General features: G+C 71.9%; 14 protein-coding genes, 1 tRNA gene and 2 pseudogenes (1 of these 17 cut by a window edge). 15 read left to right on the forward strand and 2 right to left on the reverse strand.

The window, feature by feature from the left end; genetic code table 11:
- Positions 1-231 precede the first annotated feature (231 nt).
- Positions 232-1,131, reverse strand: coding sequence for an ABC transporter ATP-binding protein (locus FrCorBMG51_RS03380; RefSeq protein WP_047221621.1), 900 nt, complete (start codon positions 1,129-1,131; stop codon positions 232-234).
- 56 nt (positions 1,132-1,187) lie between these two features.
- Between FrCorBMG51_RS03380 and FrCorBMG51_RS03385 the strand changes: the two genes are divergently transcribed.
- From FrCorBMG51_RS03385 to FrCorBMG51_RS03395, 3 genes are all read left to right on the forward strand, one after another.
- The gene (locus FrCorBMG51_RS03385) at positions 1,188-1,682 is read left to right on the forward strand and encodes a GbsR/MarR family transcriptional regulator (RefSeq protein ID WP_047221622.1); all 495 of its coding nucleotides are present in this window, start codon (positions 1,188-1,190) and stop codon (positions 1,680-1,682) included.
- Positions 1,683-2,064: 382 nt separating this feature from the next.
- Positions 2,065-2,523 (forward strand): hypothetical protein, encoded by a 459-nt coding sequence (locus FrCorBMG51_RS03390; protein ID WP_052914252.1) that lies wholly within the window; start codon positions 2,065-2,067, stop codon positions 2,521-2,523.
- Positions 2,514-2,810, forward strand: a complete 297-nt coding sequence (locus FrCorBMG51_RS03395) for a hypothetical protein (RefSeq protein ID WP_047221623.1) — start codon at positions 2,514-2,516, stop codon at positions 2,808-2,810. The genes FrCorBMG51_RS03390 and FrCorBMG51_RS03395 overlap by 10 nt, the downstream gene beginning before the upstream one ends.
- Positions 2,811-3,262: 452 nt before the next feature.
- Here the strand turns inward: FrCorBMG51_RS03395 and FrCorBMG51_RS03400 are convergent.
- Positions 3,263-3,334, reverse strand: a tRNA-Arg gene (locus tag FrCorBMG51_RS03400).
- Positions 3,335-3,407: 73 nt separating this feature from the next.
- On the opposite strand from FrCorBMG51_RS03400, the gene FrCorBMG51_RS03405 reads away from it, so the two are divergent.
- From FrCorBMG51_RS03405 to FrCorBMG51_RS34405, 12 genes and pseudogenes are all read left to right on the forward strand, one after another.
- Positions 3,408-3,845 carry a response regulator transcription factor gene (locus FrCorBMG51_RS03405; RefSeq protein ID WP_047221624.1) on the forward strand — a complete coding sequence of 146 codons (438 nt, stop codon included), beginning with the start codon at positions 3,408-3,410 and terminating at the stop codon, positions 3,843-3,845.
- 37 nt (positions 3,846-3,882) lie between these two features.
- Positions 3,883-4,917 carry a DALR anticodon-binding domain-containing protein gene (locus FrCorBMG51_RS03410; RefSeq protein WP_047221625.1) on the forward strand — a complete coding sequence of 345 codons (1,035 nt, stop codon included), beginning with the start codon at positions 3,883-3,885 and terminating at the stop codon, positions 4,915-4,917.
- Positions 4,918-5,134: 217 nt separating this feature from the next.
- The gene (locus tag FrCorBMG51_RS03415; RefSeq protein ID WP_047221706.1) at positions 5,135-6,418 is read left to right on the forward strand and encodes a homoserine dehydrogenase; all 1,284 of its coding nucleotides are present in this window, start codon (positions 5,135-5,137) and stop codon (positions 6,416-6,418) included.
- A gap of 101 nt (positions 6,419-6,519) precedes the next feature.
- A complete protein-coding gene (gene thrC / locus FrCorBMG51_RS03420; protein WP_047221707.1) occupies positions 6,520-7,656 on the forward strand; it encodes a threonine synthase in 1,137 nt (378 codons plus the stop codon).
- Between the two features lie 173 nt (positions 7,657-7,829).
- Positions 7,830-8,633, forward strand: a complete 804-nt coding sequence (locus FrCorBMG51_RS26135) for a GHMP family kinase ATP-binding protein (protein WP_476742095.1) — start codon at positions 7,830-7,832, stop codon at positions 8,631-8,633.
- The gene (locus FrCorBMG51_RS30480; RefSeq protein ID WP_052914254.1) at positions 8,596-8,868 is read left to right on the forward strand and encodes a homoserine kinase; all 273 of its coding nucleotides are present in this window, start codon (positions 8,596-8,598) and stop codon (positions 8,866-8,868) included. Before FrCorBMG51_RS26135 ends, FrCorBMG51_RS30480 begins: the two co-directional genes overlap by 38 nt.
- 585 nt (positions 8,869-9,453) lie before the next feature.
- A complete protein-coding gene (rho, locus tag FrCorBMG51_RS03430) occupies positions 9,454-11,721 on the forward strand; it encodes a transcription termination factor Rho (protein WP_047221626.1) in 2,268 nt (755 codons plus the stop codon).
- A 177-nt stretch (positions 11,722-11,898) separates the two neighbouring features.
- On the forward strand, positions 11,899-12,138 hold the full coding sequence (gene rpmE / locus FrCorBMG51_RS03435) for a 50S ribosomal protein L31 (RefSeq protein ID WP_013875013.1): 240 nt from the start codon (positions 11,899-11,901) through the stop codon (positions 12,136-12,138).
- A 226-nt stretch (positions 12,139-12,364) separates the two neighbouring features.
- Positions 12,365-13,452: pseudogene (prfA, locus tag FrCorBMG51_RS24625) on the forward strand (peptide chain release factor 1).
- A gap of 176 nt (positions 13,453-13,628) precedes the next feature.
- On the forward strand, positions 13,629-14,552 hold the full coding sequence (prmC, locus tag FrCorBMG51_RS03450; protein ID WP_476742096.1) for a peptide chain release factor N(5)-glutamine methyltransferase: 924 nt from the start codon (positions 13,629-13,631) through the stop codon (positions 14,550-14,552).
- 86 nt (positions 14,553-14,638) lie between these two features.
- Positions 14,639-14,950 (forward strand): annotated as a pseudogene (locus FrCorBMG51_RS34400) (L-threonylcarbamoyladenylate synthase); the annotation flags it as partial.
- A protein-coding gene (locus FrCorBMG51_RS34405; protein WP_476742097.1) for an L-threonylcarbamoyladenylate synthase crosses the window boundary here: on the forward strand, positions 14,880-15,007 show its 5' end (the start). Its footprint extends 226 nt past the window's final position; the window shows 128 of its 354 coding nt (coding positions 1-128); its start codon is at positions 14,880-14,882; its stop codon lies beyond the right edge, outside the window. The pseudogene FrCorBMG51_RS34400 and the gene FrCorBMG51_RS34405, both read left to right, overlap by 71 nt.

The raw sequence follows: 15,007 nt of genomic DNA on the forward strand, positions 1-15,007 counted from the left end.
CCGCGGGCGAACGCCAGCCGGTCGGCGGCCTCGGGATAGGTGTGCCGGTATCCGACCGGTTGGACGTAGGAGTAGACGGCGAAGAGGTAGGCGAACACGACGGTGCGGGTCCGGGCGTCACGTAGGGCCCGCCCGACCAGCGGGACCATCACGCCACCACCGCGTCCGTGTCCGGCTCCGGGCCGGGAGCGGGGTGCCGTCGGCACGGCCGGCGGGGCCGTCACGGTGGGGTCAGTCATCGATCCTGCCCCGGGCCGGCTCGGCATAGTGGTGCAGGAAGATCTCCTCCAGGGAGGGCTCCTGGCTGGTCAGGGTCGCGACCGGGTGCCCGGCGAGCGCCGCGATGACCGGGCCCACACCCCCGGTGGTCCGCAACCGCAGGCCGCTCGGGCCGACCGGCTGCACCTGCACACCGGGCAACGGCGGCAGTTGGGGCGCCGGGCCGGTGAAGGTGACCTCGACGGTCTGGGCGTGCAGGTGCCGCAGCTGGGCCAGGGTGCCTTCGTCGACCAGCCGGCCGCGGCGCAGGATGCCGACCCGGTCGCAGAGGGCCTCGACCTCGCTGAGGATGTGCGAGGAGAGCAGGATCGTCTGGCCGCGTGACCTGGCCTCCTCGGCGCAGTGGCGGAACTCCACCTCCATCAGCGGGTCCAGGCCGCTGGTCGGCTCGTCGAAGATGAGCAGATCGGCGCGGGTGGCCAGGGCCGCGATCAACTGGACCTTCTGCCGGTTGCCCTTTGACAGCGCACGTACTTTCTTGCGCGGGTCGAGATCGAAGCGGCTGACCAGTTCGTCGCGGTAGGCCACGTCCACCCCACCGTGCAGGTGAGCCAGAAACTCCAGTGTTTCCGCCCCGGTCAGTGACGGCCACAGCGCCGGTTCGCCTGCGACGTAGGCCACCCGCCGGTGCGCGGCGACCGGATCCGCCCAGGCGTCGATCCCGAACAGGCGGGCCCGGCCGGCCGTCGGGCGGTGCAGCCCGAGCAGCAGCCGGATCGTCGTGGTCTTGCCGGCGCCGTTAGGGCCGAGGTAGCCGTATGCCTCACCGGGCGCGATCGCCAGGTCGAGCCGGTCGAGGGCGACGGTGTCGCCGTAGTGCTTGGTCAGGCCCTCGGTGTAGATTGTATACATGATCTTTACATGCTACAGAACTTTCACGATTTCGTGAACATAGTGAAGGCAGTGAAGTGAAGACAGCTGAAGGACGCCGGCCGGAGCGGGATCCGCGAGCGGTGGAGCGGTTCGTCGAACGCTTCGCCGGAGCGCTCGTGGACGCCGGCATGCCGCGGATGCCCGCGCTCGTGTTCGCGGCGTTGCTGGCCACCGACGACGCCCGGCTCACCGCCGAGGAACTCGTCGACCAGCTGCGGATCAGCCGGGCCGCCGTCTCCGCGGCCGTGCGCTATCTGACCGGTCTGGGCATCCTGCGCCGCGAGCGCCAGCCGGGCTCCCGCCGGGAGCAGTACGTCTTCGAGAACGACAGCTGGTACGAGATGGTCGCCCGCCGCGAGCAGGTGCTCGACCGGTGGGTCGTCACCACCCGGGCCGGTATCGACGCGGTCGGAGCCGCCAGCCCGGCCGGCACGCGGCTGGCCGAATCGCTCGCCTTCTTCGAGTTCCTGCAGGCCGAAATGCCAGCCCTGCTGGTCCGCTGGCGCCGCCAACAGGCCCGCCCAAGCTAGAAAGCGGCATCCGGGCGGTGGCAGAGGCGGTGTTTGGTTCCTGGCGGGCTGGGCGATGGATCCACTGCCCGGGGTGCCCCTGACCAGCGCTTCCGCCGGTGGGTGCGCTCCCCGCCGCCGGGGCGGTAGAGATCGGCCCGGTGCCCGGCGCGCAGCAGGATGACCGTTTGGTGTCGTCGTCGATCTGGTACAAGCACCTGGTAGGGCCCGCGACGGGCGCTGAACGAGCCGGTCAGCTCCCGCACCACCCAGTGGGCGGCTGGTCATAGCGGTTGACCTGCCCATTGGCTGACACCGAAGGTGCCGGCTCCTCGGCGAGCTGGTCGAGCACGCACCGGCGGGCTGGCGGGCCGTCGACCGGGTCGCGTGCTGGGACCGGTTCATGACGGACTATCCGGGACCGCGCGGCCTGACCACGTACTGGGCAGCGACCGGAGACATCGCGGCCCAGCTCGGCAGTATCGAACGTGTCGCGCCCGAGCGGGGCGACGTCGCGCCAGCTGTGTCCGGGGACTTCGCCGCCGACTTCTACGCCCCGTGGCGACGGCCGAGTCACGCCGTCGCCTACGTCATCAGCCAGCCTCCCCTGGAGGAGCACGGCTTCGCGACCGTACGGTCCGCGGACGCGACGGTCGAGTTGCGCACGCCCCGGGACCCGACCATCATGATCATGTCCCGCGACTGGCCATCCACAGGAGACTGCACGAGCAGCAGAGCCCAACGCCGGTACGCCGACCCACTGATCACAGCCTGGGATCTACACCGGTCGCCCGGCGGAGACATCGGCTCGGCCATCGATCAGCTTCGAGCGCGGGCACTACGAGAGCCTCTGTGGACATAAGGCGTCGCGTCGAACTCGTCGCCACCGCGTACGCCGACGAGCTGTCACTACGGGCGCTGGCGGAGATCGCTACGATCACCGCCGACCAGAACGTGCGCATTATCGGCGGGCAGATGGCCTCGCTGCTCCTGACCGCCTTCCCCGTGCCCGGGACCGCCTCGCGCCGTGATGCCGTTGTGCACCTACACGAACTGGCCCGACGCACCCGGCGTCCCCTCTCCGGGGGCGATGTTCCGCCGGCCCGGCTGGCCACACTCATCGCCTCCCTGGTTGGTCGACCTGCCTGAACCGGGCCGGTATCGACGCGGTCGGGGCCGCCAGTTCGGCCGGCACGCGGCTGGCTGAACCGCTCGCGTTCTTCGAGTTCCTCCAGGCCGGAATGCCAGCCCTACCAGTGGTACTTCGTCCGCCACGGCAAATATCCGGCCCAACAGCGTGGGCGTCGAGGATCAGGCCCGGTCCGCGGGTGCGGGGGAACAGGCGGGCGGAGAAGGGGCCGGCCCGCCCGACGGAGCCGCTGGCGAGGCGGGTGCCGTACCCGCTGGAGGGGGCGACCCGCCGGGAACCGAAAAAACCCGGGTTCGAACCTGCGCAACCCGACGAGGACTCTTTGCCTGACTTGGGTGACTGAATCGGACTCAGAACCAGCGAAGGGTAGTCGACCTATGCCCCAAAATAGCTGGTGTGAGTGAGAAGCGCTCAATTTATGAACTCTCTATAACTAAAACGCTACACTGTGTGCCCCCGGCAGGATTCGAACCTGCGCACCTGCCTCCGGAGGGCAGTGCTCTATCCCCTGAGCTACGGGGGCTCCAGGACGACGGGTCTTACCGTACCAGGCCCGTGGGGGTGGTCATCCGGCCAGGTGGCCGTAAGCTCCGGATGTGTACTGCGAAGCCCCGCGCGTCCTCGTCGTCGACGACGACGCGGTGATCCGTCAGCTTGTGGTGGTCAACCTCGAGCTGGAGGGCTTCGAGGTGTACACCGCGGTCGACGGCTTCGACTGTCTGGAGCGGGTCCGGGCTGTCGCGCCGCATGTGATCACATTGGACGTCATGATGCCGCATCTGGACGGCTGGGACGTGGTCGCCCGCCTGCGCGAGGATCCCGCCACGGCGGACATCGCGGTGGTCCTGTTGTCCGCGCGCGCCCAGGCCGCCGATCTCAGGCGTGGGGAACGGCTCGGGGTGGACTACTACCTCACCAAGCCCTTCGACCCGGACGAGCTGATCGGGGTCGTGCGCCGGCTCGCCGCCGGNNGCTCGCCGCCGGCCGTGACCAGCCGGTCTGAGGCCACGGCCGGCCTGTCCGAGGTTCGGTAGCCCGGCCGGGGCCGTTGCGCGCCGATAGCATCACGCCATGACCCCGGCCGATCTCGCGGAAACCCTCCGGGCCATCGTCTGCGATCTTGTCGCCGACGATGAGCTCGACGTGGAGGTACCCGCGATGGTGCCGGTCGAACGCCCCAGGGTCGCCGGCCATGGTGACTACGCCACCCCGATCGCCCTCCGGCTCGCCCGGCCGGCGCGGCGGCCACCGCGGGAGATCGCGGAAGCGGTCGCGGCCCGGCTCCGGCTGGATCAGGCGGTGTCCGGCGTCGATGTCACCGCCGGCGGCTTCCTGAACATCCGGCTGGCGAGTGACGCCCTCGGAGAGATCGCCCGGACGATCGTGCGGGCGGGCGACGGCTATGTCCGTGACACCGCGGCCCGCGGTGTCACGGCTCACGGTGTCACGCCCGGTCGCCCGTGGCCGGATGGCGACAATGATCACACTGGCCGCCCTGACGGCGACGATCACGCTGGCGGCGTGCGCGCCGTAACCGGTTTGACGGCCGACCTGACCGACCTGGCTGACACTGGCCTGGCTGGCCTGGCCGATCTGGTGAGCACGGTCGGGACGGATGCGGCCCGTTATTCGCTTGCCCGCCTCCCACCGGGCAGCGCCGGCGCGCGCGATATCGACCTCATCGACCTCGATGTCATTACCAGACAGGCCAACGGCAATCCGGTTTTCCGCGTCCAGTACGCTCATGCTCGGATTTGTCTGCTGCTGCGTAATGCCGGGCAGTTGGGGCTGGGGGTGGATGTCGAGGGCGCGGACGTGTCCCTGCTGACCCATCCGTGTGAGGGCGATCTGTTGCGGGCGCTGGGTGATCTGCCGAGGGCCGTCGCGGCTGCGGCTGAGCCGTGGGCACTGTACCGGGTCGCGCGTTACCTCGAAGAGCTTGCCGATACCTACCATCGTTTCCACGGGGTGTGCGAGGTGCTGCCCCGTGGAGGCGACGCGGCAGGGGCGCTCACCGGGGCGCGGCTGCTGCTCGCCGACGCGACCAGGATCGTGCTTGCCGGGGGTCTCCACCTGCTGGGCGTGTCGGCTCCGACGAGGATGTGACTGTCGTGCGTGACCAGGCCCGTTCACCCGTCCGCCAGCCGGCGCTCACCGGCGGCTGCGCCAGCGCGTCCGTCGGCGCCACGAGGTGCCTCGTCCCCACGTCGGCGCGGCCGGCACCGACGCTCCCGACGGGAGCGACGCATGGTGGGCATGGTCATGGTGGGGCAGGCCATGGTGAGAAATCCGGTGAGGAATCCGCGATGAGGAACCGGCGATGATGAGAATTGCGCTGCTGGGGTGTGGTGTGGTCGGCAGCGACGTCGTCCGGCTGCTGCACACCCATGCCGAGGATCTCGCAGCCCGGGTGGGCGCGCCGCTGGAACTGGCCGGCGTGGCCGTCCGCCGCCCGTCCATCGCGCGCGACCTCCCGGTCGATCCGGCGGTTTTCACCGGGGACGCGGCGGCGCTGGCGACCCGGGACGACATCGACATCGTCGTGGAGGTGGTCGGCGGCATCGAACCGGCCCGCGGCTGGCTGCTCGCCGCGCTGCGCGCGGGAAAGTCGGTGGTGACGGCGAACAAGGCGCTGCTGGCCACCCACGGCGCGGCCCTGTACGACGCCGCCGCCGCGCACGGTGTGGACCTCTACTACGAGGCGGCGGTCGCCGGCGCGATCCCGTTGCTGCGCCCGCTGCGGGAGAGCCTCGCCGGTGACCGGGTCCGCCGGGTGCTCGGCATCGTCAACGGCACCACCAACTACATCCTCACCCGGATGGACGAGACCGGTGCCGGCTTCGCCGAGGCCCTTGAGGAGGCGACCGCGCTCGGGTACGCCGAGGCCGATCCGAGCGCGGACATCGACGGCTTCGACGCCGCCGCGAAAGCGGCGATCATCGCGCAGCTGGCGTTCCACACCCGGGTGACCCTGGATGACGTCCACCGGGAGGGCATCGGCGACATCACCGCCGCGGACATCGCCAGCGCCCGCGCCATGGGCTGCACGGTGAAGGCGCTCGCCATCGCCGAACGGTCGGTGGAGGCACCCGGAGTGAGCGTGCGTGTGCACCCGGCGATGATTCCGCGGGCGCATCCGCTGGCGGCGGTCCGGGACGCGTTCAACGCGGTGTTCGTCGAGGCGGAGGCGGCCGGCCAGCTGATGTTCTACGGCCGTGGGGCCGGTGGCTCGCCCACGGCGTCCGCGGTGCTCGGTGACCTGGTCGCGGTGGCGCGCAACCGGCTGGCCGGCCGGCGTGGCCCGGGGGAGTCCGCCTACGCGGCCCTGCCCGTCCTGCCGATGGGCGCGACCGTGACCCGCTACCACATCAACCTGGACGTGACGGACAAGACCGGGGTGCTCGCCTCGGTCGCCGCCGCGTTCGCGCGCCAGGACGTGTCCATCCAGAGCGTCCGCCAGGACGGTCACGGCGACGATGCGAGTCTGGTCCTGATCACGCATGCGGCCACCGACGCGGCCCTGGCCGCGACCGTCGAGGAGCTGCGGGAACTGGACGTCGTCCGCGCCGTCGCGAGCGTGATGCGGGTCGAGGGAGGTGAGCTGTGACGACAACATCGCGCGCGGCGACAGCGCCGACGACATCCCCGGAAGGGACGGTGCCGACCGAGTCGCGTGCCGCGACGGCGCCGACAACGGCACGAGCGGCCGTGGCGGCACTCGCGGCCGGGGAGGCAGGGGCCGCCGGGGGAGCGCACGCCACCGAGGCGCCCCCGGCCGCCGGGACGCGACGGGTGTGGCGGGGAGTGATCGAGGAGTACCGTGACCGGCTTCCGGTCTCCCCGGACACGCCGGTGGTCTCCCTCCGGGAGGGCGGGACTCCGCTGCTGCCCGCGGCTCACCTGTCCGACCTGACCGGCTGTGATGTTCATCTCAAGATCGAGGGCGCCAACCCGACCGGTTCGTTCAAGGACCGCGGGATGACGATGGCCATCAGCCGTGCGGTCGAGGCGGGCTCCCAGGCGGTGATCTGCGCGTCCACCGGCAACACCAGTGCCAGCGCCGCCGCGTACGCCGCTCGTGCCGGGCTGACCTGCGCCGTTCTGGTGCCGAACGGCAAGATCGCGCTGGGGAAGCTGGCGCAGGCCCTCGTCCACGGGGCTCGCCTGCTACAGCTCGACGGCTCCTTCGACGACTGCCTGCGGGTCGCCCGCGAACTCGCGGACACCTTCCCGGTCACCCTTGTCAACTCGGTGAACCCGTTCCGCCTGGAGGGGCAGAAGACCGCATCCTTCGAGATCGTCGAAGATCTGGGCTCGGCTCCCGACGTCCACTGCCTGCCTGTCGGAAATGCGGGAAATATAACAGCTTACTGGCGCGGCTACGTCGAGGAGGACGCGCGCAGCGGCGCCGGCCGGCCTCGCATGCACGGTTTCCAGGCGGCCGGTGCCGCCCCCATCGTGCGCGGCAGCGTGGTGGACCGGCCGCAGACGATCGCCACCGCGATCCGAATCGGCAATCCCGCGTCGTGGGACCTTGCCGTGCGGGCCCGGGACGACTCCGGCGGCGGGATCGACGCGGTGACCGACCGGCAGATCCTCGCGGCCTACCGGCTGCTCGCGCACCGCGAGGGCGTCTTCGTCGAGCCCTCCAGCGCGGCGAGCGTCGCCGGGCTGTTGCAGGCCCGGGCCGCGGGCCGGGTCGAGGCCGGCGAGCGGGTGGTGTGCACCGTGACGGGCAACGGGCTGAAGGACCCCGAGTGGGCGATCAGCGGGGCGGCCAGGCCGGTGACCATACCGGCGACGGTGGCGGCCGCGGCCACGGCGCTCGACCTGCACGGGTCGTGAACCGCCCGGCGGCCGCGCCGCTCCTGGCCGCGCCCCGGACGGCCCAGGCGGCCCGGGTGCGGGTACCGGCGACCAGCGCCAACCTCGGCCCGGGCTTCGACGCCTGCGGCCTCGCGCTCGGCCTGTACGACGAGCTCACCGTCACCGTCACCGGTGCCGGCCTGTCGATCGAGGTGACCGGTGAGGACGACGGCGTCCGTGACGAGACCCATCTGGTCGTCCGCGCCCTGCGGGCCGGTTTCGCCGCGGCCGGCACCACCCCGGCCGGGATCCGGCTGAACTGCGTCAACCGCATCCCGCACGGCCGTGGCCTGGGCTCGTCGGCCGCGGCGATCGTGGGCGGCCTGCTCGCGGCGAGCGCGCTGGGCGGCGGCCGTCCGGACATCCCGGAGGTCTTCGCGCTCGCCTGCCGGCTCGAGGGGCACCCGGACAACGTCGCGGCCGCCCTCTACGGCGGTTTCACCATCGCCTGGCACGACGGCGACGGCCCGCCGCGGGNACGGCCCGCCGCGGGTGGCCCGTACCGACCCTCCCGAGGACCTGCGACCGGTCGTGTTCGTGCCCACCCGCCGTCAGTCGACGGCACAGTCACGGGTGGCCCTGCCGGCGGGGGTGCCCCACGCGGACGCGGCGATGAGCGCCGGGCGGGCCGCGTTGCTGGCGATGGCGATGTCGGGAGGCCCGCGGCCCCGCTCCGGCGGAGCCGGTACCGCCGCGGTGGCCTCCCCGGGGACGCCCGGGCCGGAGAACAACGACCGCGCCGCTGCCGGCCCGGGGAACGGCCGTCGGCGTGGCGACGGGCAGAACGGTGGACAGAACGGTTACGCCGGCCTCGTCGACGACCGGCTGGCCGGCTTCTCCACGGGGAGGCCGGCCGGCAACCAGACCGGGAGCCAGACCGGGAAGCAGGTCGGGAATCAACACGTCCGGCCGGGCGCTGTGTCCTGGCGGGACGCGTTGCTGGCGGCCGTCGATGACCGGCTGCACCAGCCCTATCGGCTGCCGTCCATGCCCGAGACCAGCGATCTGCTCGCCCGGCTGCGGGCGGCGGGGCTGGCGGCCGTCCTGTCGGGTTCCGGACCGACGGTGCTGGCACTGGCCGTCGACCAGGACCAGGCCGCCCTCGCGCGGACCTGCACCGGCAGCGATTTCAGCGTGTTCGACCTGCCCGTCGACCGAGACGGGGCGCGGGTCGAGCTCGTCGTCGGCTGACGGCGCCGCCGCTGCCTCCACCGCAGCCGGTGCCTGGCCGGCGGGCGGCGTCACGACCGGTGCCGCCGCGGCGGGGGGAATCCTCCACAGCTCCCCGGGCGGTAGGCGCGGGCGTGTCCGTTCCGCGCCCGGTGCGCCTGTCCGGCATGTCCCGTAAGTCCGGTGGACGCTCCTCGCGAGTACGACACGCTGGCTGAAATGACCCCGGCCCGGGTGGGAAACGGATGACTCCGAAGCAATACGTCGGCAAGGATGTTGCCCAGGTGACTGCGTCTGGATAGTCTGATGACTGCACCCGCTGCCGCCGCGGCGCGTGCTCGCCCGCCGGTGCCACCGGCTCCTCGTAGCCGGAACCTGGTACCGGACTTGGTGCCTCAGCCTCGTCATCGAAGCCTCGGCCAGCACCGGTCAAGTCCTCAGCGGGACAGACGAGTTCGCACGCGGTACTCAGCCGTTGGCGCCGTCATGGGCGCTCTAGCCTGCCCACCGGCGCTGAATATCGTTTCCATGTGGGATGCCCAGGCGAAGAAGGTCAACAAGTATCACCCGGCTCCCGTAAGCCGGTCCCTTCAGGGAAGGAACATCTTGAGCGACACCACCGACGTGCTGCCTGACAGCGCACGTGAGTCTGCGGGGTCACAGACACCGACGTCGTCCGTGGACACCGGCTCCACGCGACGCCGGCGCTCAGGCACCGGCCTTTCGGCCATGCTGCTACCGGAGTTGCAGGCCATGGCGACTTCGTTGGGTATCCAGGGCGTGGGACGTCTGCGAAAGGGGCAGCTCATCGCGGCGATCCAGAACGTGCAGGCTCCCAACAGCGCGGCCGGCGGCGAGGCCTCGGCCGTGACGTCGTCCGCCGCGGCTGTTCCCGCCGCGCAGCCGGAGCCGGCCGTGTCGGCGCTCGACACCGCGCCGGCCACCGGCGTCACCGGCGCGCCAGCAGCGGCCGCGAGCGCGACCGCGCCGACCGAGGCACCCACGCGTGGCCGCAGCCGCCGGGCCGCCTCCCGCGGGTCGGGCAGCCCGTCCGTCGCCCCGGCCGAGCAGGCGACCCTGACCGACGCCCTGGCCGGCCCAGGACAGGGCCAGCCCGCTGCCGTGACCGCCTCCGATGCGACGAGCGGCGCCGACAGCCCGCGGACCGCCGGCACGCTGGAAGCCGTCGTGGCACCGGCTACGGCCACGCCCGCCGCCGTGACGGACAGCGTGCCCACCAAATCACTACCCAGCGTGAAGGATGCGCCTGTGACCGCCGTGCCGGCGGAGACAGTGGTGGCTGAACCGGCCAGCCTTCCCCGCCCGTCGGAGAACGGCAACGGCCGGGCCCGCGAGGACAGACGTGACCGTCAGCAGCCCGATGGCGACCGTTCGTCAACTGAACGTCCCGCGTCCAGTGAGCGTCAGGGGCGCCAGCAGGGCGACCGCCCGGCGAACGACCGCCAGGGGCGTGGTTCTTCCGACCGCAGCCAGTCCGATCGCGGCCAGTCCGATCGGGGGCAGTCCGACCGCGGCCAGTCCGACCGGGGGCAGTCCGACCGTGGTTCTTCCGACCGTGGCCAGACCGAGCGGGCTCAGCCCGACCGGGGCGAGGCAGGCCGCGACGACGACTTCAGCGGGGGGAACCGGCGTAACCGGGGCCGCTTCCGGGAGCGTGGCCGTAACCGTGGCCGCCAGGGCGGCGGCTTCACCGAGTCGGAGCCGGTGGTCCGCGAGGACGACGTGCTCGTGCCGGTCGCCGGCATCCTCGACGTCCTCGACAACTACGCGTTCGTGCGTACCAGCGGTTACCTGACCGGCCCGACCGACGTCTACGTGAGCCTGGCCCAGGTCCGCCGGCACGGTCTGCGCCGCGGTGACGCGATCACCGGGGTGGTCCGGGCACCGCAGGAGGGCGAGCAGCGGCGGGACAAGTACAACGCGCTGGTCCGGCTGGACACGGTCAACGGCCTGGAGCCGGAGGAGGCGCGCAGCCGCCCCGAGTTCACCAAGCTCACCCCGCTCTACCCGCAGGAACGGCTGCGCCTGGAGACCGAGCCGCAGCTGCTGACGACCCGGGTCATCGACCTGGTGATGCCGCTCGGCAAGGGCCAGCGCGCGTTGATCGTCAGCCCGCCCAAGGCAGGCAAGACGATGGTGCTCCAGGCCATCGCGAACGCGATCACCACGAACAACCCGGAATGCCACCTGATGGTCGTTCTCGTCGACGAACGTCCCGAAGAGGTGACCGACATGCAGCGGTCGGTCAAGGGCGAGGTGATCGCCTCGACGTTCGACCGGCCGCCGTCCGACCACACCAGCGTTGCCGAACTGTCCATCGAGCGGGCCAAGAGGCTGGTGGAGCTGGGTGAGGACGTCGTCGTCCTGCTCGACTCGATCACCCGTCTCGGTCGGGCGTACAACCTGGCCGCGCCGGCGTCCGGCCGGATCCTGTCGGGTGGTGTGGACTCCACCGCGCTCTACCCGCCGAAGCGGTTCCTCGGCGCCGCCAGGAACATCGAGAACGGCGGCTCGTTGACCATCATCGCCACGGCGCTGGTGGAGACGGGCTCGACGATGGACACAGTGATCTTCGAGGAGTTCAAGGGCACCGGCAACGCCGAGCTCAAGCTCGACCGTAAGATCGCTGACAAGCGGGTCTTCCCCGCGATCGACGTCAACCCCTCCGGAACCCGTCGGGAGGAGATCCTCCTCGCGCCCGACGAGCTGGTGATCATGCACAAGCTGCGTCGGGTCCTGCACACCCTGGAGTCCCAGCAGGCGTTGGATCTTCTGCTGGACAGGTTGAAGCAGACGCGGACGAACTACGAGTTCCTGATGCAGATCGCGAAGACCACCCCGGGCCAGGACTGAGCTCAGAACGGGGGCCGAGCCGGGACCGATCGCCCAGGGTCCCCGCGACACCCCCGCGGGATGCCCGCCCCGAGGGCGCGCCCGGCTCTGGCAGACTGGAGCGTCGACACCCGGCACCGGTTCACGCCCTCGTTCAGGGGACAGGGCGACCCGGCGGCCATTTCGGGAAGAAGGATCATGAGGGCTGACATTCACCCGACGTACCACGAGACCACGGTTGTCTGTACCTGTGGCTCCACGTTCACTACCCGTAGCACCAAGTCGGACGCTGTGATCCACGCAGAGGTGTGCTCGCAGTGCCACCCGTTCTACACCGGCAAGCAGAAGATTCTTGACGTTGGTGGTCGGGTCGAGAAGTTCGAACGGCGTTTCGGTCGCCGCCGTCCCGGTGACAAGCCGGGCACGACGGCCAAATAGCACGCCGCGGCCAGACAACACGCCGCGGCCGGCCAGACAGCACGCGCCCGTGCCGTACCGGTGACGGCACGGGCGCACTCGTCCCGGCTGCGGCTCGTCCCGGCTGCGGCTCGGCCCGGCCGGGCCTACAGTTCGACGTTGGGAGCACCCGGGAACAGCGCCGTCCGGCTCGTGACGCCCGGCGCCGCCCGCTGATCGAACGTCCCAGGACCAGGAGACGCCCGAAATGACCACTCCGCTCGACGCTCTGCTCACCGAGCACGCCGAGCTGGAGAGCCGGCTCGCCGACCCGTCGGTGCACGCCGACCCGGCGCTGGCCCGCAGCCTCGGCCGCCGGTACGCGGAGCTGACCCCGGCCGTGGAGACCGCCCGCGAGCTGGACCGGGTGGCCGCGGATCTGGCGACGGCCCGCGAGTTCGCCGCCGAGGACACCTCGTTCCGCGCGGAGGTCGCGGAACTGGAGGCCGAACAGGAGACACTCCGTAACAGACTGCGCGCCCATCTGGTACCCACCGACCCGGACGACGCCCGGGACGCGATCCTGGAGATCAAGGCGGGCGCCGGCGGTGAGGAGTCGGCCCTGTTCGCCGGCGACCTGCTGCGGATGTACCTGCGCTACGCCGAACGCCGCGGCTGGCGAACCGAGATCCTCGACGCGAACCCCAGCGACCTCGGCGGCTACCGGGACGTGAGCGTGGCGGTGAAGGCCGGCCGAGGTGCCTCCGGGGGGGTCTTCGGGCGGCTGCGCTTCGAGGGCGGGGTCCACCGGGTGCAGCGGGTGCCGGTCACCGAGTCGGCCGGCCGACTCGGTGACCGGCACCCGCTGCACNCTCGGCGGCCGGCGTCCTGGTGCTGCCCGAGGCGGCGGAGGTCGAGGTCGACATCGACCCCAACGACCTGCGGATAGACGTGTACCGCTCCTCCGGCCCCGGTGGGCAGAGCGTGAACACGACGGACTCGGCGGTGCGGATCACCCACCTGCCCAGCGGGCTGGTGGTGTCCTGCCAGAACGAGAAGAGCCAGCTGCAGAACAAGGAGTCGGCCCTGCGCATCCTGCGGGCCCGGCTGCTGTCGGTGGCCCGCGAGCGGGCGCAGGCCGAGGCGTCGGCGGCGCGGGCGAGCCAGGTCCGCACGGTGGACCGCTCCGAACGCGTCCGTACCTACAACTTCGCCGAGAACCGGATCAGTGACCATAGGGTCGGTTACAAGGCGTACAACCTCGACCAGGTGCTCGACGGTGAGCTCGACGACGTCCTCAACGCGCTGATCGCGGCGGACCTCCAGACCAGGCTGTCGGTCGAGGTGGCGACGTGACCTCCGCCGCGGCCGGGCCGGACCGGACCGGCGTACGGGTACGGACACCCTCGGCGCACTCCCAGCACACTCCGGGTTGGCGCCCGGGCGCCGAGCCGGACCCGGACCTACGGGTCGAGATCGACTCGGCGGCCGCCGTGCTGTCCGNGGCGGCCGCCGTGCTGTCCGCGGCCGGGGTGGCCAGCCCCCGGGCGGACGCGGAGCAGCTTGCCGCCCATGTCACCGGCGAGCCCCGCTGGCGGCTGGCGCTGGCGGGCGCGATGACCCCGGCCGAGCGGGACCTCCTCCACGGCCTGGTGGCCCGCCGGGCCGCCAGGGTGCCGCTGCAGCACCTGGTGGGCACGGTCGGGTTCCGCTATCTCACCCTGACCGTCGGCCCCGGTGTGTTCGTGCCCCGGCCGGAGACCGAGACGGTGGTCGGCTGGGCCATCGACACCGTCCGCGCGGCCGGGTGGGACAGGCCGGTCTGCGTGGACCTGTGCACCGGCTCCGGAGCGATCGCCCTCGCGCTCGCCGACGAACTGCCGGGGGCGCGGGTGTACGCCGTCGACAGCGACCCGGACGCGCTGCTGTGGGCGAAGCGTAATGTCGTACTCACCGGAAGAGCGATAGCCGTGCACCACGCCGACGTGGGGATCGACCTGTCCGGCGGCGCCGCGTCCCGGCACGGCGGTACGCCGGGCGCCGCGGGCGTGATGGCCGCCACCGAGGTGCTGGCTGATCTGCTCGGCCGGGTCGACCTGGTGGTGAGCAACCCGCCGTATCTGTGCGACGACGAACGGGACACGCTCGAGCCGGAGGTTGGCGATCACGACCCGCCGGCCGCCCTGTGGGGCGGGCCGGACGGCCTGGCCGGCGTGCGCGCCGTCGCGGCGGTGGCGGCCGACCTGCTCCGTGACGGTGGCCGGCTGGTGATCGAGCATGCCGACCGGCACGGCTCGGCGGCCCCTGCCCTGCTGCGGACGCACGGTCGCTGGGATGATGTCCACGACCACCAGGACCTGACCGGACGGGACCGGTTCGTCACGGCAACCTGCCGGCCCCGTGGTGGGCCGGGCCTGGCCCGGGGGGCAGCAGGGGCAGCAGGGGAGGAGCGGTGAGCAGACGCTACGACTGCACGGATTCCGAGGTACGGGTGGCCGGGCTCGAGGCGGCCACCCGCGCGGTCCGTCACGGTGGCCTGGTGGTGTTACCCACCGACACGCTGTACGGCATCGGGGCCGACGCCTTCGACCAGGTCGCGGTCCGGGCCCTGCTGACGGCCAAGGGCCGTGGGCCGGAGATGCCCGTACCCGTGCTGATCGGTTCGTGGCGCACCCTTGACGGCCTGGTGGAGCGGGTGACCGAGCAGGTCCGTGACCTGGTGCGGGCGTTCTGGCCGGGCGGGCTCACCCTGATCGTGCGGCACGCGCCGTCGCTGAGCTGGGATCTCGGCGACGCCCGGGGCACGGTCGCGGTACGGATGCCGCTGCACCCGGCGGCGATCGAACTGCTCGGCCGGACCGGCCCGATGGCGGTGTCCAGCGCCAACATCAGCGGCCGGCCGCCGGCGACC

It is taken from the genome of Protofrankia coriariae (assembly GCF_001017755.1).
Taxonomy (GTDB): Bacteria; Actinomycetota; Actinomycetes; order Frankiales; family Frankiaceae; genus Protofrankia; species Protofrankia coriariae.

Bases quoted from the DNA above. Each gene is read 5' to 3' on its own strand.
- FrCorBMG51_RS03380 (WP_047221621.1), bottom strand. From the start codon at position 1,131: ATGTATACAATCTACACCGAGGGCCTGACCAAGCACTACGGCGACACC.
- FrCorBMG51_RS03390 (WP_052914252.1), top strand. From the start codon at position 2,065: ATGACGGACTATCCGGGACCGCGCGGCCTGACCACGTACTGGGCAGCG.
- FrCorBMG51_RS03410 (WP_047221625.1), top strand. From the start codon at position 3,883: ATGACCCCGGCCGATCTCGCGGAAACCCTCCGGGCCATCGTCTGCGAT.
- FrCorBMG51_RS03415 (WP_047221706.1), top strand. From the start codon at position 5,135: ATGAGAATTGCGCTGCTGGGGTGTGGTGTGGTCGGCAGCGACGTCGTC.
- rpmE (WP_013875013.1), top strand. From the start codon at position 11,899: ATGAGGGCTGACATTCACCCGACGTACCACGAGACCACGGTTGTCTGT.